The sequence below is a fragment of the Caenimonas sp. SL110 genome (assembly GCF_001044395.1).
Classification (GTDB): Bacteria; Pseudomonadota; Gammaproteobacteria; order Burkholderiales; family Burkholderiaceae_C; genus Ramlibacter.
On record NZ_JANU01000027.1, the window covers coordinates 48,230 to 70,102 of the forward strand.

The following is a 21,873-nucleotide window of genomic DNA, read 5'->3' on the forward strand; positions in this document are numbered from 1 at the left end:
CATTTCCCTGGAGAAACACCATGACGATCAAGCTCTATTACGCATCAGGCGCCTGCAGTTTCGTGCCGCACACGCTGCTCGAAGCGATCGGCGAACCGTTCGAGCCGATGCTCGTCAAGCTGCACAGGGGTGAAAACCAGACGCCGGAGTACCTGGCCCTCAATCCACGCGCCCAGGTGCCGGTGCTCGACGACAACGGCGAGATCGTGACGCAGATCGTGGCGATCATCAGTCACCTCGACCGGCGTTTTCCGCAAGCCGGTTTGCTGCCGCGCGAGACGCTCGCCAGGACGCGCGCGCTCGAAACGCTCATGTGGATGAACAACACGGTGCATCCCACGTTTACCCATTGCTTCATGCCCGGAAAGTTCGCCGGCAGCCCCGAGGCGCAAGCCGAGATCAAGGCCTTCAATGCGCCCATCTACGGCAAGCATCTCGCGCAGATCGAAGCGATGGCGCAAGCTGCTTCGGCTGCGGGGCGCCAGTGGCTGGTGGGCGATTCATTCGGCCCGGTCGATGCCTATGCCTTGACGCTGCTGCGTTGGGGCGGTTTCGCGGGACACGATCCAGTGAGTTTCCCCGCGCTGTGGGCGCATGTGCAGCGAGTGGCACTGCATCCACCGGTGGCGCGCGCGGTCGAGCGCGAGCGCCTGCAGTTGAACGTCTACAAGCCGGCGGCCTGAGACTCGCGGAATTCAGCGGCTGTCGGCGGATCGGTCAAAACGAAGCGCACGACCACGCGAATCCCCGGCGGCGTGTGTCCGGGATGGGCATCTTCCAGCGTGATTTCGGCGCCGTGCTGGCGCGCAATCTCTCGCACGATGGGCAGGCCGAGTCCCGAGCCATCCACGTTCGTGCCGAGTGCGCGGTAGAACGGCTGAAACACGAGTTCGCGCTCTCCCGGTGGAATGCCGGGCCCGGAATCTTCAACCTCCAGCACCAGCACGCCTGCTGACGGATTGGGCAGGACGCGCGCTGTGATCACGCCCGGGTGTTCGATGCTCGACGGTGTGTAGCCCACAGCGTTGTCCAGCAGGTTGCGCACCATTTCCTTGAGCAGCGTCGGATTGCCTTCCAGCTGCACGCCGGCATCGCCGGGCTGCGCGCCGTCGTAGCCCAGGTCCAGCTTTTTATCCATGGCGCGGGGCACGGTGTCCTGCACGGCTTCCATCGTGATCTGCGCCATGTCGCAGGGCTGGAACGCGATCGTCTGCCCGCTGCTTTCAGCGCGTGCCAGGGCCAGCAGTTGATTGACCGTGTGGGTGGCGCGGATGCTGGATCGCCCGATCTGCTTGAGCGACTGCTTGAGCTCTTCAGCGTTGAAGCCCTCGCGTTGCGCGAGATCTGCCTGCATGCGCAATCCGGCCAGCGGCGTCTTGAGCTGATGCGCAGCGTCGGCCAGGAATCGCTTTTGCGTGGCGATCGAATCCTTCAGCCGCGTGAGCAGGTCATTGACCGACGAGACGAGCGGCGCGACTTCGAGCGGCACCGCCTTGTCATCGAGCGGTGACAGGTCGTCAGGCTTGCGCGCGCGGATGCGTTCTTCCAGCTGCGACAGCGGCTTGATGCCGCGCACGAGCGCAAGCCACACCAGCAACACCGCCAGCGGCAGGATCACGAACTGCGGCAGCATCACGCCCTTGATGATTTCCGTGGCCAGCACGGATCGCTTCTCGCGTGTTTCGGCCACCTGCACCAGCGACGATTGCGCGCCCGGGATGTCGAGGTTCACCCAGGTGTAGGCCACGCGCACCTCGTGGCCGCGCATCTCGGCATCGCGCAGTCGCACCTCGCCGGGCTTGGGCGTTTCGTCTTCCGGCGGTTGAGGAAAATCGCGCTCGCCCGAGAGAAATTCGCTGTGCGGCCCCAGCACCTGGTAGTACACAAGGTCGGAGTCGTCGGCGCGAAGAATCTCCCGTGCGGGCTGGGGCAGGTTGAAAGTGACCCGCTGGTTATTCACGGTGATGAGCTGCGCGAGTGCCTGCACGTTGTATTCGAGCGCGCGGTCGAACGGCTTGCCGGCAATGCTCTGCGCGACGAGCCAGGTGAGCGCCAGGCTCACCGGCCACAGCAGCAGCAGGGGCGTGAGCATCCAGTCGAGGATTTCCCCGAACAGGGAGCGCTGCTCACGTTTGAATATTTTCAAGCCGGAATCTTCTCCAGGCAGTAGCCCAGGCCGCGCACGGTGGCAATGCGGATCGGTCCCTTTTCGATCTTCTTGCGAAGCCGGTGGATGTAGACCTCGATCGCGTTGTTGCTCACTTCCTCGCCCCATTCACACAGGCGCTCGACCAGCTGGTCCTTGCTGACGAGGCGGCCTGCACGCTGGAGAAGCACTTCGAGCAGGCCCAGTTCGCGCGCGGACAGTTCGACCATCTTGCCGTCGATGGTCGCCACGCGACCCGCCTGGTCATAGACGAGCGGGCCGTGCTTGATGGTGCTGCTCGCGCCGCCCATGCCGCGGCGCGTGAGGGCGCGCACACGCGCTTCGAGTTCCTGCAGGCTGAACGGCTTGGCCATGTAGTCGTCGGCGCCGTAGTCCAGGCCCTTGACGCGTTCCTCGATGGCGTCTGCGGCCGTGAGGATGAGAACCGGCAGCGAAGAGCCGCGTCCCCGCAACTTGCGCAGCACTTCCAGGCCGTGCATCTTGGGCAAGCCCAGATCGAGGATCAACAGGTCGAACTCGTTGTTGGTCATCAGGGCCGCATCGGCCTCGGTGCCGCTGGCGACGTGGTCGACCGCCGCACCCGATGCGCGCAGGGATCGCAGCAAGCCGTCGGCCAACACCTGGTCGTCCTCGGCGATGAGAATCCGCATGGCTGTCTCCTCGTGTTTGAAATCATTTTAGGCTTCGGGATTGCCGGGGCTGCCTGGGCATGTCAGCGCCCCAGGAGCCGGCATAGGCCTCCAGCCCGATGAGCACGACGGTGGCCACGTCCTTGCCGACCTCGCTGCGAAATTCGTCTTCGGCCAGCTTCACCGCACTGCGGAAACCTTCGAGCCATGACAGGCCGGTCGGCGTGAATTTCACCAGTCGCGCACGGGTGTCGTTGGGGTCGCTCTCTCGCAGCACGAGTCCCCACGCCTCGCACTGGTCCACCAGGTCGCCCATCGCCTGCTTGGTCATGCCCGCCCGCGCTGCCAGGTCCGTCAGGCGCGATCCATCCAGCGAGAGATGGCGCGTGATGTGGATGTGCGCTGCGCTGACTTGCTGGCGCGCGGCCAGGTTGGACAAGGCGAGCGGCACATCCACCGCTTGCGCCATCAGGGCCAGCACGCGTTCGTCGAACCGGCGCATGGCGTGGCCCAGCAGGCGGCCCAGATGGGTGAGGCGCCAGGCGTCGCCGGGTTCGGGTAGTTCAGCCATTGTTTTATCGTAAGGCAAACTGACAAAAAAAGGCGTTTACTTATTTCAACCGCGCGCTACATTACTGGTCAGGCATCCAGCCTGTTTGTAAAAACACTGGATCAGATTGACACCTAACCGATAGCTAAACCGTTGAAAACCAAGGAGATTTCCAAAATGGATGCCCAAGTCAAAGGAACCCGGATCGCAGGCGCAGACACCGAAAAGAGCAAGGCTCTCCAGGCGGCGCTGGCCCAGATCGAAAAGCAGTTCGGCAAGGGCACCATCATGCGGCTGGGCGAAGGCGAGAAGCTGGAAGACATCCAGGTTGTCTCCACCGGTTCGCTCGGCCTCGATATCGCCTTGGGCGTGGGCGGCCTGCCGCGCGGCCGCGTGATTGAAATCTACGGCCCGGAATCGTCGGGCAAGACCACGCTCACGCTGCAGGTGATCGCCGAGATGCAGCGGCAGGCCGGCACCTGCGCTTTCGTCGATGCAGAGCACGCCCTTGATGTGCAATACGCGCAGAAGCTGGGCGTGAACCTGTCGGACCTGCTGATCAGCCAGCCGGACACCGGCGAGCAGGCATTGGAAATCGTGGATAGCCTGGTGCGCTCCGGCGCGGTGGACCTGATCGTGATCGACTCGGTCGCCGCACTCACCCCGCGCGCCGAAATCGAAGGCGAGATGGGCGACTCGCTGCCCGGCCTGCAGGCCCGCCTGATGAGCCAGGCGCTTCGCAAGCTCACAGCCACCATCAAGAAGACCAACTGCATGGTCATCTTCATCAACCAGATCCGCATGAAGATCGGCGTGATGTTCGGCAGCCCCGAAACCACCACTGGCGGCAATGCGCTGAAGTTCTACGCATCGGTGCGACTGGACATCCGTCGTACCGGCACGATCAAGAAGGGCGAGGAAGCCATCGGCAACGAGACCAAGGTCAAGGTGGTCAAGAACAAGGTGGCGTCTCCATTCAAGACGGCCGAGTTCGATATCCTCTTTGGCGAAGGTATCAGCCGCCACGGCGAAATCATCGACATGGGCGTGACGGCGCGTGTGCTTGAAAAGTCCGGCGCGTGGTACGCCTATGCGGGAGAAAAGATCGGCCAGGGCCGCGACAACGCCCGTGAATTCCTGCGCGAAAACCCGGTGCTGGCGCGCGAAATCGAGAACAAGGTGCGTGACTCGCTGGGCATCCCCTTGCTGCCGGCAGACGTCACCGCTGAGTGATTGCCTCCATAGCCTGAGGAAGCGCGAGTGATGCAGCGGCCGCCGCTTTCCCTGAAGGGGCGCGCCCTGCGCCTGCTCAGCGGCCGCGAGCATTCGCGCGCCGAACTCGAGCGCAAGCTGGCCGAGCACGAGGCAGAGCCGGGTCAGCTCAAGCGCATCCTCGATGAGCTGCAGGCGAAGGATTTCATCAACGAACAGCGCGTTGCTGATTCAGTGCTTCATCGCCGTGCGGGCAAGCTCGGTGCGATGCGCATCCGGCAGGAGCTGCAGGCCAAGGGCCTGGACGATGAACTGGTCAGCAGTGCGCTTGAAAGCCTGAAGGCGACTGAACTGGCGCGAGCGCGGGAGGTTTGGGCGCGCAGGTTTGGCGAGCAGGCCAGCGACGCAGCGCAGCGCGCGAAGCAGGCGCGGTTTCTTGTCGCACGCGGATTCAGCGGCGAAGTGGTCAGGCGCGTGGTCTCCGGCGCAGGGTTTGAATCGGGATAATCGGCGGACCTTGGGCACACACACCAACACCGAAACCAACGCGGGCCTGCGCAGCCAGGGCAACGCACTGCTTGCAGAGGGCAGGATCGCAGAGGCGACGCAGTGCTATGAGAGGGCCTGCAACAACGACCCCACCGATTCGCTGGCATGGCTCAATCAGGGCTATGGCCGACTGGTCATGGGCGAGGTCGAGCGAGCGAGCCAATGTCTGCGCCGCGCACTGACGCTCGATGGCGCGCTGACCGACGCGCACTTCCTGCTGGGACAGATTGACTCCGGGCAGCCTGAAGCGGCCCTCGTCCATTTCGAAGCTGCGCTGGTCATCGACCCCGCACATGCCGGCGCATTGCAGGGCGCATCGCGTGCGCTGTACATGATGGGGCGTCATGTGCAGGCACTGGACCATCTGGACCGATGGCTGGCAGTCGTGCCGGGGGACTTCGACGCCTTGCAGGGCCGTGCGGCCGTGCTGCTGGAATTGGGACGAAACGAAGAGGCGCTTGCCGCTGCTTCCCAGGTGTTGGCAAGCCAACCCGATTCGATCGACGCCCTCGATCACGCCAGTGCTGCCTGCCTGCGGCTTGGCGGGTTCGACGAAGGGCTTTCGTTACTGAGGCACGGCCTTGCCGTTGATCCGCAACATGCGGGAATGCACTGGAACCGGGGGCTCGCGCTCCTGACCCTGGGCCGCCTTGAGGAAGGCTGGCCGGAATTCGAGTGGCGCTGGCAGGCGACGGTGCTTGCACATGCGCGCCCCTCGTTCATGTCAACGCATCCGGCATGGCGCGGCGAAGACCTTCGCGGCAAGAGCCTGCTGCTACACGCCGAACAGGGATTGGGCGACACCATCCAGTTTGTCCGGTTTGCGCCGCTGCTCGCCGCCAGGGGTGCGCGTGTCCTGTTGCTGGTACCCGAGTCGCTCAGGGACCTCTGCTCGCGCATGCCCGGATGCGAGGTCTTTGCCGACGAACGCGCATTGCCGCCTTTCGACTTTCATTGCCCGATGATGAGCGTGCCAGCGGTGTGGCAGATGACGATGCAGGCGATTGCCGCCCCCCTTCAATATTTGCGCAGCGATGCGGTCAAGCGTGAGCTGTGGGACACACGCCTTGGCCGACGTCACGGCCTGCGCATCGGCCTGGTCTGGTCGGGAGGAACGCTGCACAGGAACGATGCAAATCGATCCATGTCCCTTTCGACCCTGTTGCCTGCACTTCCTCCCGGCAACCAGCTCGTGAGCCTGCAAAAAGAAGTGCGGGACGCCGACCGTGGAGCATTGACGGCCAGCGGAATTCTGGACTTTTCGGGTGAGCTGCGCACGTTCGACGACACGGCCGCGCTGGCGGACTGCATGGACGTGATCGTGAGTGTGGACACCAGCGTGGCGCATCTTGCGGGCGCGCTCGGCAAGCCCCTGATCCTGATGCTGTCGGACGTGCCGGACTGGCGCTGGATGCTGGAGCGCGGCGACAGCCCCTGGTATCCGACGGCGCGCCTGTTCAGGCAGGACGAGCGCAGCAAGTGGCACCGCGTCATCCAGAACGTCAGGGCCGCGCTGACGCGGCTCGCCGTTTAAATTCCCAGCATCAACTTCAGGTTCTGCACGGCCGCGCCGCTGGCGCCCTTGCCGAGATTGTCCAGCCGCGCGATCAGCACCGCCTGCCTGAAGTCGTCATTGCCGAACACCCGCAATTCCATCTTGTTGGTGTCATTGAGCGCCATCGCCTCGATCTTGCCGCCTTCGGTGGGCGGCTCGACCGTCACCCATTCGCTGCCTGCGTAGTGCTTTGCAAGGGCAGCGTGCAGGTCGGCAATCTTCGGTTGACCCGGCAGCGTGTCCAGGTGCAACGGCAGTTCGACGAGCATGCCCTGCTTGAAGTTGCCGACGGCCGGAATGAAGATCGGCCGCCGCGTGAGACCCGTGTACTTCACGATCTCGGGCAGATGCTTGTGTTTCATGCCCAGGCCGTACACCTCGAAGAGCGGCGCGGTGCCGCCTTCATGTGCTTCGATCATGCTGCGTCCGCCGCCCGAATAGCCGCTGACCGCAGGCAAGACGACCGGGTAATCCTTTGGCAGGATGCCGGCATCGACGAGCGGGCGCAGGAGCGCGATCGCGCCGGTCGAATAGCAGCCGGGATTGCTCACGCGCCTTGCGCTGGCAACAGCGTTTCGCTGACCCGCGGCCAGCTCGGGAAACCCGAAGACCCAGCCATCGGCCGTGCGATGCGCCGTGGATGCATCAATGACTCGCGGGCCGCTGCCCTGCGTGCGCTCGATGTCATCGACCATGGCGACCGACTCACGTGCAGCGTCGTCGTGAAGGCACAGGATCACCAGGTCCACGCCCGCCATCAGCTCTCGCTTGGCGTTCGGGTCCTTGCGCAGCTCGGGCGCAATGCTCACGAGCTCGATCTGCGGCATCTTTTCGAGCCGCTCGCGGATTTGCAGGCCGGTTGTGCCGGCCTCGCCATCGATGAAGACTTTTGGCATCTCGGTTTCCTGTGCAAACTACCCGCACCACTGTAAGGCAGAACGAAAAGTTGGTGCGTTGCAGCATGATACAGTTGGCGGCTGTTCCCCGTGGGCTCAACCGCCTGCCGCCGGTGACATTTCTACCCCGTTCCTCGAGAGACAACTCATGAAGATCCACGAGTACCAAGGCAAGGACATCTTGCGCAACTTCGGAGTGCCAGTGCCTCGCGGCATCCCGGCATATACCGTTCAGGAAGCAGTGGAGGCGGCGCAGAAACTCGGCGGCTCCATCTGGGTGGTCAAGGCCCAGATCCACGCGGGTGGCCGCGGCAAGGGCGGTGGCGTGAAGCTCGCCCGCTCCATCGATGAGGTCAAGAGCCTGGCCGGCGAAATCCTGGGCATGCAGCTCAAGACGCACCAGACCGGGCCCGAAGGCCAGAAGGTCCGGCGCCTGCTGATCGAGGAAGGCGCCGACATCAAGAAGGAATACTACGTTTCCGCCGTGACCGACCGTGCAACGCAAAAGGTTGCGTTCATGGCCTCCAGCGAAGGCGGCATGGACATCGAGGAAGTGGCGCACGCCACGCCCGAAAAAATCATCAAGGTGTTTGTCGATCCGGCCGTGGGCCTGACCGATGCGCAGGCCACTGAGCTGGCCGGTGGCATCGGCGTCCCGGCGGCTTCGACCGCCCAGGCAACCGATGTCTTCAAGAAGCTCTACAAGGTGTACATGGACACCGACGCCAGCCTTGTCGAGATCAACCCGTTGATCCTCGAAGGCAATGGCAACATCAAGGCGCTCGACGCGAAGTTCAACTTCGACGCCAACGCACTCTTCCGGCATCCCGAAATCGTCGCGCTGCGCGACCTCGACGAGGAAGATCCCGCCGAAGTCGAAGCCAGCAAATTCGACCTTGCGTACATCTCGCTCGACGGCAACATCGGCTGCCTGGTCAACGGCGCAGGCCTGGCCATGGCCACCATGGACACCATCAAGCTCTTCGGCGCGGAGCCGGCGAACTTCCTGGACGTGGGCGGCGGCGCAACGCCGGAGAAGGTGACCGAAGCCTTCAAGATCATGCTGAAGAACAAGAAGGTCAAGGCCATCCTGGTCAACATCTTCGGCGGCATCATGAAGTGCGACACCATCGCGACCGGTGTCATCACCGCTTGCAAGGCCGTGAACCTCTCGGTCCCGCTCGTTGTGCGCATGAAGGGCACCAATGAAGAGCTGGGCAAGAAGATGCTGGCCGAAAGCGGCCTGCCCATCATCAGCGCAGACACCATGGCAGAGGCGGCACAGAAAGTTGTTGCCGCAGTGAACGCTGCATAGGAACCGATATGTCGATCTACATCAACAAAGATACGCGCGTCATCACGCAGGGCATCACCGGCAAGACCGGCCAGTTCCACACTGAGAAGTGCCAGGAATACGCCAACGGAAAGAACTGCTTCGTTGCAGGCGTCAATCCCAAGAAGGCCGGTGAGTCGATCTTCAATATCCCGATCTATGCATCGGTGAAGGAAGCCAAGTCCGAGACCGGCGCCAATGTCTCCGTGATCTACGTGCCGCCAGCGGGCGCTGCCGCCGCAATCTGGGAAGCCGTGGAAGCCGAACTCGACATGGCCATCTGCATCACCGAGGGCATCCCGGTGCGCGACATGCTCGAAGTGCGCAGCAAGATGAAGGTCCGCGAAGCGGCCACCGGCAAGAAGACGCTGCTCCTCGGCCCCAACTGCCCTGGTCTCATCACGCCCGACGAAATCAAGATCGGCATCATGCCCGGCCACATCCATCGCAAGGGCCGCATCGGTGTCGTGAGCCGATCCGGCACGCTGACTTACGAAGCTGTCGCCCAACTCACCGAGATCGGCCTGGGCCAGTCGTCGGCTGTGGGCATTGGTGGTGACCCGATCAACGGCCTGAAGCACATCGATGTGATGCAGGCCTTCAATGACGATCCGGACACCGATGCCGTCATCATGATCGGCGAGATCGGCGGGCCCGATGAGGCCGACGCCGCACGCTGGTGCAAGGACAACATGAAAAAGCCAATCGTCGGCTTCATTGCCGGCGTGACGGCTCCGGCCGGCAAGCGCATGGGCCACGCGGGCGCCCTGATCTCCGGCGGTGCCGACACGGCCGACGCCAAGCTTGAAATCATGGAAGCCTGCGGCTTCAAGGTCACGCGCAACCCGTCCGAAATGGCCAAGTTGCTCAAGGCGCTGCTGTAGCACCCGCCGCAGCCTAAGCGGAATTACGCACGCCTTGCCGGCGTCGCGGCGGCTAAACTGCCGCACCGAGAAGCGCTCCTTGCCCGGGCGCTTTTTTTTCGTCCGTCGCTGATTTTCGTGATTGCGCGAATCTTGACGACCGTCAAGAGCGTTTTGCGCGAAACGTAAGACGATGCCCGGGCACCGGTGCCAGCCGGACAGTCAGAACAACATATAACAGCTGGAGATTTACATGGAAATGCTGCAGAACCCCGATTTCTGGATCGGGCTGGTCAAGATCATCTGGATCAACATCATCCTGTCAGGCGACAACGCCGTGGTCATTGCGCTCGCCGCGCGCGCCTTGCCGCCGCACCAGCAGCGCCTGGCCGTGCTGTGGGGTTCCGGCGCCGCCGTCGTCATGCGTATCGCCCTCACGGTGGTCGCGGTGCAATTGCTGGCGCTGCCTTACCTGCAACTGATCGGTGGAGTGCTGCTCCTGTACATCGGCGTGCAGCTGCTGGGCGACGAGGAAGAAGACGAGGGAGAGTCCAAGGAGCATGGCAGCCTGGGCGCTGCGATTCGCACCATCCTGATCGCCGACCTGGTCATGAGCCTCGACAACGTGATCGCCGTGGCGGCCGCAGCGAAGGGCAGCAATACCCTGCTGATCCTGGGTCTGGCGATCAGCATCCCACTCGTGATCTTTGGCAGCACGCTCATGATCAAGCTCATGGAGCGCTTCCCGATCATCGTCGTGCTGGGCGCCGCCCTGATCGGCTGGGTCGGTGGAGAAACCATGGTCAGCGATGCGGTGCTCAAGGATTTTGTCGCCGCCAACCCCTGGGCTCACTACGTGGCTGCAGCAGCGGGTGCGGCGTTCGTGGTCGGGTTGGGCAAAGGCCTCCAGGCGATGCGGTCCAAGAACGCGCATTGACCCAGACACGGTGGGCGATCGCGCCTACCCCCTGCAAAGCGGCTCCAGTAGCCGCTTTGCGCATTTGCAACAAATCGTAGTACGCGCGTGACAAAGCCCCTTGTCCCGCGCAGTGCCCTCTGTTAACGTCCACCGGACCTGCACCCCCACGGGCGTGCCGGATGGGCAGCGCTTATGCGTTCCCGAGTTCGAATGGTCGTCTGACGAGGGGCAGGCATTGAGTACTTCTAAATCGGCTAAGCGGGGCCAGTTCTGGCGTGCGGACTGGTTCGTGGCCGTTTTGATCGTCGTGGCGGTCGTCATCCTCAATCAGACGACTGACTTCATCGGCACCCTGGAGCGGCGTTTCTACGATTTCGGCGTCACCAGCAGCAGTCGCCAGCCCTCGGATCGCATCGCTGTCATCGCCATCGACGACCAAAGCATTGCCAACATCGGACGCTGGCCGTGGCCGCGCGATGTGCACGCCGAAATGATCGGCAAGCTGGCAGCGGCCAAGGCCAAGACGATCGTGCACACCACCTTCTTCTTCGAGCCGCAGACCGACCGGGGCATCACTTACATCCGCAAGCTCAAGGAAACGCTGGGACCTGTCCCCGAAGGCCAGGGCGGCGTTGCCGAACAGTTGTCCAAAACAATCGCTGAAGCCGAGAAGGCGCTCGACACCGATGCGTTGCTGGCCGCATCCATGACGAGTGCCGGCAGCGTACTGCTGCCTTCTGTCTATGAACTGGGCGATCCGCAAGGCAAGCCCGACAAGCCGCTGCCCCAGTTCGTTGCGAAGAGCACGGTGCGCGAAACCAATGGATTCTCGGTGCCGGCGATTCGGGGCCAGTACCCGCTGGAAGTGCTGGGCAATGCGGCCGCCGGTATCGGCCACCTGAACCAGTTGCGCGACGTCGATGGTTCGGTGCGAGACGATCCGTTGCTGGTGAATTTTTACGGACAGGCCGTGCCCTCGATGGCATTGCTGGCGGCGGCGCGCAGCCTGAACCTGACGCCGGCCGACATCAAGCTCAATGCGGGTGAGTCGGTCCAGCTGGGCAAGCTGCGCATCAAGACCGATGAGAACGCACGGATGCTGCCGCAGTTCTACAAGGGCCGTGACGGCAAGCCTGCGTTCCCGGTGGATTCGTTCTACGACGTTCTCTCGGGCAAGATCCCTGCAAGCAAGTACGCCGACAAGATCGTGCTGATCGGCGCAACGGCGGCAGGCGTCGGCTCCCAGTTCGCAACACCCGGCTACGCGGGCCTGTCACCAGCGGAGATGATGGCGCACATCACCTCCAGCATCCTGGGCGAACACTTCATCACCCAGCCGGGCTGGACGACCTGGGCGGCGCTGGGCATTTTCCTGCTGGTTGCGGGCTACCTCATCGGCTTGTTGCCCCGCTTGAGCGCGGGGCTCGGCGCCATCGTGACGACCGTCATCTTCCTGGCGCTTCTCGTCAGTGAATACGTGATGCTGTCCACCGCATCGCTCTGGATGAAGTTCATGTTCCCGGCGATGCTGCTGGTGATCGGGCATCTGGCGCTGACCACCAAGCGGTTCCTGGTCACAGAGGCCGGCAAGCTCAAGTCCGACGACGAATCGGCAGAGACCAACCGCATGATGGGCCTGGCCTTGCAGGGACAGGGTCAGCTCGACGCTGCCTTCGACCGCTTTCGCCGTGTGCCGATGGGCGATTCGGTGATGGAGAATCTGTACAACCTTGCCCTCGACTTCGAGCGCAAGCGCCAGTTCAACAAGGCGCAGGCGGTGTATGAACACATGTACGCGTTCGACAAGAAGTTCAAGGACCTGGAGTCCAAGCTCAATCGCGCGAAGAACCTGTCCGAAACCGTGATGCTGGGCGGCGGTGGCGCGCATCCTGGCGGCACCATGCTGCTCGATGGCGGCGCGGTCGAAAAGCCGATGCTGGGGCGCTATCAGGTCGAAAAGGAACTGGGCAAGGGCGCGATGGGTGTCGTCTACCTGGGCAAAGACCCCAAGATCGGCCGCGTGGTGGCGATCAAGACGATGGCGCTGTCGCAGGAGTTCGAGGGCGACGAACTGGCGGATGCCCGCGAGCGCTTCTTCCGCGAGGCCGAAACGGCGGGGCGGCTGCAGCACCAGAACATCGTGACCATCTTCGATGCGGGTGAGGAGCACGACCTGGCGTACATCGCCATGGAGTTCCTCAAGGGCAAGGACCTGGTCGACCAGTGCAAGGACGGCCAGTTGCTTGAGATGCCGCGCGTGCTGTCGATTGTTGCAAGGGTCGCCGAGGCGCTCGCCTATGCGCATCGCCAGAACGTGGTTCACCGCGACATCAAGCCGGCCAACATCATGTACGAGATGGAAAGCGACACCGTCAAGGTGACCGACTTCGGCATTGCACGCATCACGGATTCGAGCAAGACCAAGACCGGCCTGGTGCTGGGCACGCCCAGTTTCATGTCGCCCGAGCAGATTGCCGGCAAGAAAGTCGACGGCCGGTCCGACCTCTATTCGCTGGGCGTGATGCTGTTCCAGATGCTCACGGGCGTGCTGCCGTTTCGCGGTGATTCGATGGCAGAGCTCATGTACAAGATCGCCAACGAAGAAGCGCCGGACATCCGGATCGTGCGCAAGGACATTCCCGAAAAGCTGGCCAACGTGGTGGCGCTGGCGTTGTCCAAGCGGCCCGAGACGCGCTACCAGGACGGCGATGCTTTCGCGGCCGATCTTCGCTCAGCCCAGGCGGAGATTCTGGGAGTCAGTACCTCCGCGGTGAACGCCATGGCCAAGGGCGTCGTGTTGCGATCGGACGACGAGGTCAATGCGGCCCGTGCCCGTGTATCCAATGCCCCCGCTCCCGCTGCTGCGACCGCAGAAGCCGACAAGACGGTCATCATGGGCGCTGCGAGCACGCCAGCCGCGGCGGCACCCGAAGCGCCCGCCGGCAAGCCCGATTTCGATGCGACCGTTATCAATGTTCCTGCGCCTGCGGCCAAGCCGCCCGGCTATGATGCGGGCCACACAGCAGGTGGCGGTGATCCAGATTTCATCAAGACCGACATCTTTCAGCGACCGCCTGGGCGCGGCCCTGATTCAGGGGGCGGCAATGGCATTTGAGGCTTGACCCGGACCTTATGAATTACGAGTTTTGCATTCGCACCGACCCCGGGCTCGCGCGCGAGAACAACGAGGACTCCGTCACTTTTGACGAGCCCACGCGTCTCGCCGTGCTTGCCGATGGCATGGGGGGCTACAACGCCGGCGAAATCGCCAGCGGCATGGCAACCACCTTCATCAAGTCCGAACTGGGGCGCTGGTTGTCCCAGGCCGGGCGTCACGCCAACGTGCGTGAAGTGCGCCGGGCGATGGAGATCTGCGTTGACAATGCCAATCGCTCCATCTTCAATGCCGCCAACTCAAACCCGCAATACAGCGGCATGGGTACAACGCTGGTCGTGGGTGTGTTCCAGGAAGGCAAGCTGCTCCTGGGTCACATCGGTGATTCACGCTGCTACCGGTTGCGCGGTGGCGAATTCGCCCAGATCACCAGGGACCACTCGCTGCTCCAGGAGCAGATGGACGCGGGGCTCATCACGCCGGAGCAGGCTGCCACCTCCAGCAACAAGAACCTGGTCACTCGCGCCCTGGGCGTGGAAGACGCAGTGTTGCTGGAAGTCAACGAACACAGGGTCGATCCGGGTGATATCTACCTCATGTGCTCGGATGGTTTGTCAGACATGGTGGATGATGGGGGAATCGCCAAGATACTGGGGACCGACGCAACGCTGGAACAAAAAGTAGTGCAGCTGGTCGATGCGGCAAACGCCAACGGAGGCCGGGACAACATCTCTGTGCTTGTGGCCCAGGCGGGCACGGACACGAAAAAACGCGGCTTGATTTCCAGAATGCTGGGAAAATAGTCTTTGGTAGTAGTTTGCCGAAAACGAGTTATTTAGACAGGAGCGGGCCATGCCGAAAATGATCGTCTCGATCGACGGTGTTGTCATCAAGGAAGTGCAGTTGACAAAAGACCGGACGACCCTGGGGCGCCGGCCATACAACGACATCGTGATCGACAACCTGGCGGTGAGCGGAGAGCATGCGGTTCTGCAGATGACGGGCAATGAGGTCTATCTTGAAGACCTCAACAGCACCAACGGCACCTACGTGAACGGAAAAGCTGTCAAAAAGCAGCTGCTGCAAAACAGCGACACGGTGGAGATTGGCAAGTACAAGATCAAGTACGTCAATGAGGTCGCAGGCCCAACCTTCGAAAAGACGATGATCCTCAAGGCCGGCTCGGTCATGCCGCCGGTCGCCCCGAGGCCGGTTGCCGGTGCCGTGCCCGCCGCGGCCGCAGCAGACCTGGGAGCCAGCAGTGCGGCCCTCAACGCAACCATCAAGGTGCTCTCGGGCGCCGCAGCAGGTCGGGAAGTACCGCTGGTCAAAGTCGTCACCACCATCGGCAAGCCTGGGGTCGCTGTTGCGGCAATTACCAAACGCCCCCATGGATTCGTCGTCGCGCACGTCGAGGGCACCAACAAGCCCACGATCAACGGCTCGGCCATCGGCGCTGATCCGGTCACCCTGAAGAACGGCGACCTGCTCGAGCTGGCCGGCACGCAGATGCAGTTCGTCCAGGCCTGATCCTGATGGCGGGCTTGCGCCCACATCACCACAAGCCACGACTGGGGCGTTTATGGGGCTGCTAGCCAAACACTGGTCACGCATCGCGGTCACTCTGATTCCGCTGGTGTTTGCGTTGCTGCACGCCATGGGCGTTGTCCCGCTCAACGTGCTCCAGCGGCTCGATGACATCATCTATGACGGTCGCTTGCGTGCAACCATGCCGCGTACGCTCGATGACCGCATCGTCATCGTCGATATCGACGAGAAGAGCCTCGCGGAAGTCGGCCGCTGGCCCTGGAGCCGCAATCGCCTGGCCCAAATGACCGACGAGTTGTTTGACCGGCAGAAGGTGGCGCTCACGGGATTCGACATCGTGTTTGCCGAGCCCGATGACAGCTCGGGCCTCAAGCGCCTGCGCCAGCTCGCCCAGGGCGAGTTGAAGGACCAGACCGGGTTCACCGACAAGTTGAACGAGCTGCAGGGCTCGCTCGACTACGACTCCATGTTTGCGCGCTCACTCGAGAAGCGGCCCGTGGTGATGGGCTACTACCTCACGAGCGACCGCGATGGGCGCACATCGGGTGTGCTGCCAGCGCCGGTCATGAGCAAGGAGGCGCTGCACGGAAGGCCGATCAAGTTCACCAGCTGGGACGGCTTCGGCTCCAACATCGAACAGGTCGCGAAGGCGGCGCCGGTGGCAGGCTTCTTCAATCCACTGCTCGACACCGACGGCGTGGTGCGCTCGGTCCCGCTGCTGGCCGAGCACAAGGACCAGTACTACGAATCGCTGGCGCTGGCGATGTTTCGCATGCTGGCGGGCATGCCGCAGGTCGAACCGGTTTTTCCCACCGACCGCTATCTTGCCCGGGGCTACCAGGGGCTGGATTCGGTGAAGCTGAGGCTGGGCAACAAGTCGATGTCGATCCCGGTGGCCGAGGGCGTCACAACCCTGGTTCCTTTTCGCGGACCGGGTGGCGTCAAGGGCGGATCGTTCAAATATGTCTCGGCCGCCGATGTCATCGCCAAACGCCTGCCGGAAGGCAGCCTCAAGGGCAAGATCATCCTGGTGGGCACCACGGCGCCGGGCCTGCTCGATCTGCGGGTGACGCCTGTCGGTGAGGCGTACGCCGGGGTCGAGACTCACGCCAACCTCATATCGGGCCTGCTCGATGACCGCATCCCGGTCAAGCCCGACTGGGCACTGGGCTACGACGTCGCCATCCTGGTGATCGCCGGACTGACACTGGCTTTTGCACTGCCGCTGCTGTCCGCGATGCGCGCGGTGCTCCTGAGCCTGATCGTGATCGCGGCGATCGTCGCAGCGAATTTCTGGGCTTACCTCGGGGGCATGCTGGTGCTGCCACTGGCCGCGGCGCTGGTCATGGCCATCACCGCGTTCGCGCTCAACATGGGCTATGGTTATTTTGTGGAAAGCCGCAGCAAGCGCGAGCTTGCGAATGTGTTTGGCACTTACGTTCCTCCCGAACTGGTCGATGAGATGGTCAAGCAGGGGGCCGCCAACTTCAGCATGAAGGCGACCAACAAGGAACTGACGGTGATGTTTTGCGACATGCGCGGCTTCACGAAGATGTCCGAGACCATGGAGCCGGTCAAGCTGCAGGAGTTGCTCAATAGCGTGTTCGACCGGCTGACTGACATCATCAGCATGAACCGCGGCACGATCGACAAATACATGGGCGACTGTGTCATGGCTTTCTGGGGCGCCCCGCTCGACTTGCCCAATCACGCGCATCTGGCCGCCAAGACTTCGCTTGAAATGGCCAACGCCGTTCGTAAGATGAACGAGGAGCACCGCGCCAAGGGCATCCCCGAAATCGGCGTCGGTATCGGGCTGAACACCGGCATGATGTGTGTGGGAAACATGGGCTCGGAAAATCGCCGGGCCTACACGGTGATCGGTGATGCAGTCAACCTGGGTTCGCGCCTGGAAGGACTCTCCAAGGTTTACGGTGTGGACATCGTGGTGAGTTCGAGCACGCGCAAACTCGCCACCGACTTTGCATGGCAGGAACTGGACCTCGTGCGCGTCAAGGGCAAGGCGCAGGCTGTCGCGATCTACTGGCCGGTGGCACCCGTCGAGCGAATCGAAAAAGGCACACAGGAAGAACTCAAGACCTGGGCCACGTTCCTGAAGGCGTATCGCATGCAGGACTGGGACCAGTGCGACGTTCTCATGCTCAACCTGCAGAGAATGAATGCCAAAAAATACCTTTACGAACTCTATAGCGAACGTGTAGCCTCAATGCGATTGTTGCCCTTCGATCCCGAATGGGACGGGGCGACCAATTTCGAAACCAAGTAGAGGATGCTGCTCACATGAAGGTGCGCGTGCTAGGCTGTTCCGGAGCGATCGCCAAGGAGTGCCGAACCACGTCATTCCTGATCGACGAAGACGTGCTTGTCGATGCAGGCACTGGCGTGGGCGACCTCACGCTCAAGGAGATGAAGGGCATCGAGCACGTGTTGCTCACGCACTCGCACCTGGACCACGTGGCGGCCCTGCCGCTGATGATCGACTCGATCGCATCGACGTTGACCAAGCCCGTGAAGATCTACGCCTTGCCCGGCACCATCGCCGCCTTGAAGACGCACATCTTCAACAACATCATCTGGCCCGATTTCAGCCGCATTCCCACGATTGCCAATCCGTTCATCAGCTTCCACGAAATCCAGGTCGGCCAGACCATGGACATCACCGGCAAGCGCATTGAAGTACTGCCTGCGGTGCACACGGTGCCTGCGGTGGGTTATGCGGTGACCTCGGGCAAAGGCTGCTGGGTTTTCACCGGCGACACCGAACGCAACCCGGCCTTCTGGCGCCGCATCAATTCGATGAATGTCGCGGCGCTGGTGATCGAGACCGCATTCAGCAATCGCGAGAAAGACCTCGCGCGGCGCAGCCTTCATCTGTCGCCCATGTCGCTCGCCGAAGAACTCGACTGCATCGACAAGGGCAAGACATTTCCAATCTACATCACGCACACCAAGCCCGCAGAGACCGAGCTGATCATGGCGGAGATCCAGAAGTTCGACCAGACGCAGCCCTTCGGTCCCAACGTCACGCACGATATCCGCTGGCTGCGGGCCGGGCAGGAGTTTGATTTATGAGTGCGGTCCTGAAACCCGAGCACCGCGACACGGATCAGGCATTTTTCGATTCGCAGATGCTTCCGCCCGAAAAGCGGGGCGTGTCGTTCGAGGCATTGTTCTACCGCCAGCTGCAGCAGGTCACGACCAAGATCCACGAGACCGAGAACATCGACCAGATCATGCTGGAGGCCAGCCAGGACATCTGCAAGCTGTTCAACGCCGACCGGCTGACGCTGTATGCGATCAGCGAAGATCGCGCGTCCATCGTCTCCAAGGTCAAGACCGGCCTGAACACCAGCAAGGACCTGAAGCTGCCGATCAGCGCGCAGAGCCTGGCTGGTTACGCAGCCTTCAGCAAGCAGATGCTCAACGTCATCGACGTCTATGACGACGAGGCGCTCAAGCGGGTCCACCCGACGCTGAGTTTCCTGAAGGAAGTCGACAAGCGCTCGGGCTATCGCACCAAGCAGATGCTGGTGGTGCCGATCCTGGATGGCGAGACGCTGCATGGCGTGCTCCAGGTCATCAACAACAAAAGCGACGAGCCTTTCGGCGAGCTGGAAATCGAAGGCGCGACGCAGCTTTGCAAGACGCTCGCCACCGCCATCCGCCAGCGCATGCAAAAGGCCGAGGACGGCCAACGGCGCCGCGCGACCAAATACGACGGCCTGGTCTCCGCAGGCGTGCTGACGCCCGCCGAACTGGCGCAGTGCATCCAGCAGGCGCGTGAGGAAGCCAAGTCGGTCGAGCACATGTTGATGGCGAGCTTCCAGATCCGGCCAGCCCAGATCGGCCCGTCGCTCGCAAAATTCTTTGGCGTGCCCTATGAGCCGATGAACAAGGGCCGCGTCCGCATCGAGGCCCTGCAGGGCCCGCTCAAGCGCGACTTTGTCGAAGAGCAGGGCTGGATTCCACTCGAAGAATCGCCCGAGGGCCTGGTTGTCATGTGCCTGGACCCGGAGGCTGTGCGGGGTTCGCGCATCGTGCCGCAGGTGTTTCCGCGCAGCAGCAAATTCTCCTACCGCGTCACCACGCAGACCGAATTCGAGGAGACGCTGGCACAGCTGTGGGGTGCCGAGGAAGCTGGTGCGTCCATTGATGAATTGCTGGCAGACCTGTCGGCGCCAGCGGGCGACGACGATTCGGAAGACAGCGGTGATGTGTCCGCCGCAGCCGACAACGAACTGGTGAAGTTCGTCAACAAGGTGATCGTCGATGCCTACAACCTGAAGGTGTCCGACATCCACATCGAGCCGCTTCCCGGCAAGGCCAAGACCGGCATCCGGTTTCGCATCGACGGCAGCCTGCAGCCCTACATCGAAGTGCCGTCCCATTTTCGCCAGGCGATGGTCACGCGCCTGAAGATCATGTGCGACCTCGATATCTCCGAGAAGCGCAAGCCCCAGGACGGCAAGATCAAGTTCAAGAAATGGGGTCCGCTCGACATCGAGCTGCGGGTGGCGACCATACCGTCATCGGGCGGGGTCGAAGACGTGGTGATGCGTATCCTGGCCGCTGGCGAGCCGATCCCGCTCGAAAAGCTCGGACTCACGCCGCATAACAAGGAGCGGCTCGAAAAGGTTGTGAGCAAGCCCTACGGCCTGTTCTACGTGTGCGGCCCGACCGGCTCCGGCAAGACGACAACGCTGCATTCGATCCTCAAATTCCTGAACACGCCTGACACCAAGATATGGACTGCGGAGGACCCGGTTGAAATCACGCAGAAGGGTCTGCGGCAGGTGCAGATCAACAAGAAGGCCGGCATCGACTTTGCGCTGGTCATGCGGGCTTTCCTGCGGGCCGACCCGGACATCATCATGGTGGGTGAGTCGCGCGACAAGGAAACCGTGTCGATGGGCGTGGAAGCTTCCCTGACGGGCCACCTGGTGTTCTCCACACTGCACACGAATTCAGCGCCGGAATCCATCATTCGCTTGCTGGACATGGGCATGGACCCGTTCAATTTCGCCGATGCGCTGCTGGGCATCCTGGCCCAGCGCCTGGCCAAGAAGCTGTGCGACTGCAAGGACGAATACTTTCCCGATGCAGACGAGGTCAAGCTGTTCGTCACCGAGTACGTCGAAGAACTTCGCCACTCCGCCGCATGGAAGGCCGACTACGCCACAGAGGCCAAGAAGCTGTACGAAAGCTGGGTCAAGCTGTACGGCCACGATGGCCGTCTGAAGTTCTACAAGGCCAAAGGGTGCGAGAAGTGCAACAACACCGGCTACAAGGGCCGCATCGGCCTGCACGAACTGCTGGTCGCCGACGACCCGACCAAGCGGCTGATCCAGGAGCGCGCACGGGTCTCCGAACTGTTCGCCTCGGCTGTCGAGGGCGGCATGCGCACCCTGAAGATGGATGGCATGGAGAAAGTCATGCTCGGCCTTACCGATCTGAAGATGGTCCGGTCTGTTTGCATCAAGTAGCAACTGTCGATTTGTTTTGCAAATTCTTTCTGGTGCCGTTACTAGAATGATGAGCTTTACAACCGGTAGGAGGTTTCAGATGCGCCGTTCCATGCAACAGGGTTTCACCCTGATCGAGTTGATGATCGTGGTCGCGATCATCGGCATCCTCGCGGCCGTAGCGCTGCCTGCCTATCAGGACTACACCAAGCGGGCCAAATTGTCTGAAGTGGTGTTGGCAGCTTCGGCATGCCGCACGACCATCAGCGAGGTCTACCAGACGGGGTCCCTCACGGCGGTTGCTGCAAATGCATGGGGCTGCGAAAGCGCCTCGCAGACGTCGAAATATGTGAAGTCGGTTGCCACCGATGCGGCCGGCCTCATCACGGTCACCGCGACCGGCTTTGGCGACACCAATATCGATGACAAGACCATCGACCTGGCACCAACCACGGCAACGGGCGCGGCCATCACCGCTTACTCCCAGGGAACGATCGTGGGCGGCTGGAAGTGCGGCCCTGGCGCTACGAATCCAGTCCTTGCGAAGTACCTGCCAGGCTCTTGCCGCGGCTAAACGCTTAGCGTCACAAGTCGACACGAATGTCGGCTTGTGACGAAACCCCGGCCGCATTTTGCGCGGCTTGAGGCGCTGAACGCGCCTTGTTGGGCCGATTCAGCGCAGAGTCGCTCTGGCACAGCACTTGCGGTTGTGAATGTTCACAACCAAAGGAGCTTCAATGAAGCGTCAACTGCAACAGGGCTTTACCCTGATCGAACTGATGATCGTTGTCGCGATCATTGGCATCCTGGCTGCGGTCGCCCTGCCCGCCTATCAGGACTACACCAAGCGCGCCAAGCTGTCTGAAGTGGTTCTGGCTGCATCGGCCTGCCGCACCACGATTTCCGAGATCTACCAGACCGGTTCCCTGACGGCCGTCGCGGCCAACGCCTGGGGCTGTGAGTCGGCTTCCTCCACATCGAAGTATGTGGCGTCCATCGAAACCGACGCTGCCGGCAAGATCACCGTGACCGCACAAGGTTTCGGCGACACCGG

Annotated in this window: 19 protein-coding genes; 15 read left to right on the top strand and 4 right to left on the bottom strand. The window is 62.3% G+C overall.

The window, feature by feature from the left end:
* The first annotated feature begins 20 nt into the window (after window positions 1-20).
* Window positions 21-683, top strand: a complete 663-nt coding sequence (locus tag AQ12_RS23540) for a glutathione S-transferase family protein (RefSeq protein WP_048440443.1) — start codon at window positions 21-23, stop codon at window positions 681-683.
* Here the strand turns inward: AQ12_RS23540 and AQ12_RS13455 are convergent.
* From AQ12_RS13455 to AQ12_RS13465, 3 genes are read right to left on the bottom strand one after another with little or no spacing between them, the layout of a single operon-like run.
* The gene (locus AQ12_RS13455) at window positions 665-2,146 is read right to left on the bottom strand and encodes a sensor histidine kinase (protein WP_048440444.1); all 1,482 of its coding nucleotides are present in this window, start codon (window positions 2,144-2,146) and stop codon (window positions 665-667) included. The two genes, AQ12_RS23540 and AQ12_RS13455, sit on opposite strands and share 19 nt — an antisense overlap.
* On the bottom strand, window positions 2,143-2,817 hold the full coding sequence (locus AQ12_RS13460) for a response regulator transcription factor (protein WP_048440445.1): 675 nt from the start codon (window positions 2,815-2,817) through the stop codon (window positions 2,143-2,145). Before AQ12_RS13460 ends, AQ12_RS13455 begins: the two co-directional genes overlap by 4 nt.
* Window positions 2,818-2,839: 22 nt before the next feature.
* Window positions 2,840-3,367, bottom strand: coding sequence for a MarR family winged helix-turn-helix transcriptional regulator (locus AQ12_RS13465; protein ID WP_048440446.1), 528 nt, complete (start codon window positions 3,365-3,367; stop codon window positions 2,840-2,842).
* 156 nt (window positions 3,368-3,523) lie between these two features.
* On the opposite strand from AQ12_RS13465, the gene recA reads away from it, so the two are divergent.
* Genes recA through AQ12_RS13480 form a run of 3 tightly spaced genes read left to right on the top strand, consistent with a single transcriptional unit; the run spans window position 3,524 to window position 6,641 of the window.
* Window positions 3,524-4,579 carry a recombinase RecA gene (gene recA / locus AQ12_RS13470; protein WP_048440463.1) on the top strand — a complete coding sequence of 352 codons (1,056 nt, stop codon included), beginning with the start codon at window positions 3,524-3,526 and terminating at the stop codon, window positions 4,577-4,579.
* Window positions 4,580-4,609: 30 nt separating this feature from the next.
* Window positions 4,610-5,065, top strand: a complete 456-nt coding sequence (gene recX / locus AQ12_RS13475) for a recombination regulator RecX (RefSeq protein WP_048440447.1) — start codon at window positions 4,610-4,612, stop codon at window positions 5,063-5,065.
* 10 nt (window positions 5,066-5,075) lie between these two features.
* A complete protein-coding gene (locus tag AQ12_RS13480; protein ID WP_053076721.1) occupies window positions 5,076-6,641 on the top strand; it encodes a tetratricopeptide repeat protein in 1,566 nt (521 codons plus the stop codon).
* On the opposite strand, the gene argC is transcribed toward AQ12_RS13480, so the two are convergent.
* Window positions 6,638-7,558, bottom strand: coding sequence for an N-acetyl-gamma-glutamyl-phosphate reductase (argC, locus tag AQ12_RS13485; protein ID WP_048440448.1), 921 nt, complete (start codon window positions 7,556-7,558; stop codon window positions 6,638-6,640). The genes AQ12_RS13480 and argC overlap by 4 nt on opposite strands.
* 148 nt (window positions 7,559-7,706) lie before the next feature.
* Between argC and sucC the strand changes: the two genes are divergently transcribed.
* The 11 genes from sucC to AQ12_RS13540 form a co-directional block, all read left to right on the top strand.
* Window positions 7,707-8,873 (top strand): ADP-forming succinate--CoA ligase subunit beta, encoded by a 1,167-nt coding sequence (gene sucC / locus AQ12_RS13490; RefSeq protein ID WP_048440449.1) that lies wholly within the window; start codon window positions 7,707-7,709, stop codon window positions 8,871-8,873.
* A gap of 8 nt (window positions 8,874-8,881) precedes the next feature.
* A complete protein-coding gene (gene sucD, locus AQ12_RS13495; protein ID WP_048440450.1) occupies window positions 8,882-9,775 on the top strand; it encodes a succinate--CoA ligase subunit alpha in 894 nt (297 codons plus the stop codon).
* Between the two features lie 232 nt (window positions 9,776-10,007).
* Window positions 10,008-10,691: a TerC family protein gene (locus tag AQ12_RS13500; RefSeq protein WP_048440451.1), complete on the top strand. Its 684-nt coding sequence runs from the start codon at window positions 10,008-10,010 to the stop codon at window positions 10,689-10,691.
* A 217-nt stretch (window positions 10,692-10,908) separates the two neighbouring features.
* Window positions 10,909-13,788, top strand: coding sequence for a CHASE2 domain-containing serine/threonine-protein kinase (locus AQ12_RS13505; protein WP_082151588.1), 2,880 nt, complete (start codon window positions 10,909-10,911; stop codon window positions 13,786-13,788).
* A gap of 17 nt (window positions 13,789-13,805) precedes the next feature.
* Complete coding sequence (locus tag AQ12_RS13510) at window positions 13,806-14,591, top strand: Stp1/IreP family PP2C-type Ser/Thr phosphatase (protein ID WP_048440452.1); 786 nt, start codon at window positions 13,806-13,808, stop codon at window positions 14,589-14,591.
* 49 nt (window positions 14,592-14,640) lie between these two features.
* Window positions 14,641-15,318 (top strand): FHA domain-containing protein, encoded by a 678-nt coding sequence (locus tag AQ12_RS13515; RefSeq protein ID WP_048440453.1) that lies wholly within the window; start codon window positions 14,641-14,643, stop codon window positions 15,316-15,318.
* 52 nt (window positions 15,319-15,370) lie between these two features.
* The gene (locus tag AQ12_RS13520) at window positions 15,371-17,623 is read left to right on the top strand and encodes a CHASE2 domain-containing protein (RefSeq protein WP_048440454.1); all 2,253 of its coding nucleotides are present in this window, start codon (window positions 15,371-15,373) and stop codon (window positions 17,621-17,623) included.
* Between the two features lie 14 nt (window positions 17,624-17,637).
* Entirely contained in the window at window positions 17,638-18,429 is a 792-nt protein-coding gene (locus tag AQ12_RS13525; RefSeq protein ID WP_048440455.1) for a 3',5'-cyclic-nucleotide phosphodiesterase, read from the top strand.
* Entirely contained in the window at window positions 18,426-20,840 is a 2,415-nt protein-coding gene (locus AQ12_RS13530) for a GspE/PulE family protein (RefSeq protein WP_053076722.1), read from the top strand. Before AQ12_RS13525 ends, AQ12_RS13530 begins: the two co-directional genes overlap by 4 nt.
* Window positions 20,841-20,919: 79 nt before the next feature.
* A complete protein-coding gene (locus tag AQ12_RS13535) occupies window positions 20,920-21,393 on the top strand; it encodes a pilin (protein ID WP_048440456.1) in 474 nt (157 codons plus the stop codon).
* 163 nt (window positions 21,394-21,556) lie between these two features.
* The coding region (locus AQ12_RS13540) for a prepilin-type N-terminal cleavage/methylation domain-containing protein (protein ID WP_048440457.1) at window positions 21,557-21,873 on the top strand (317 nt) is incomplete at its 3' end.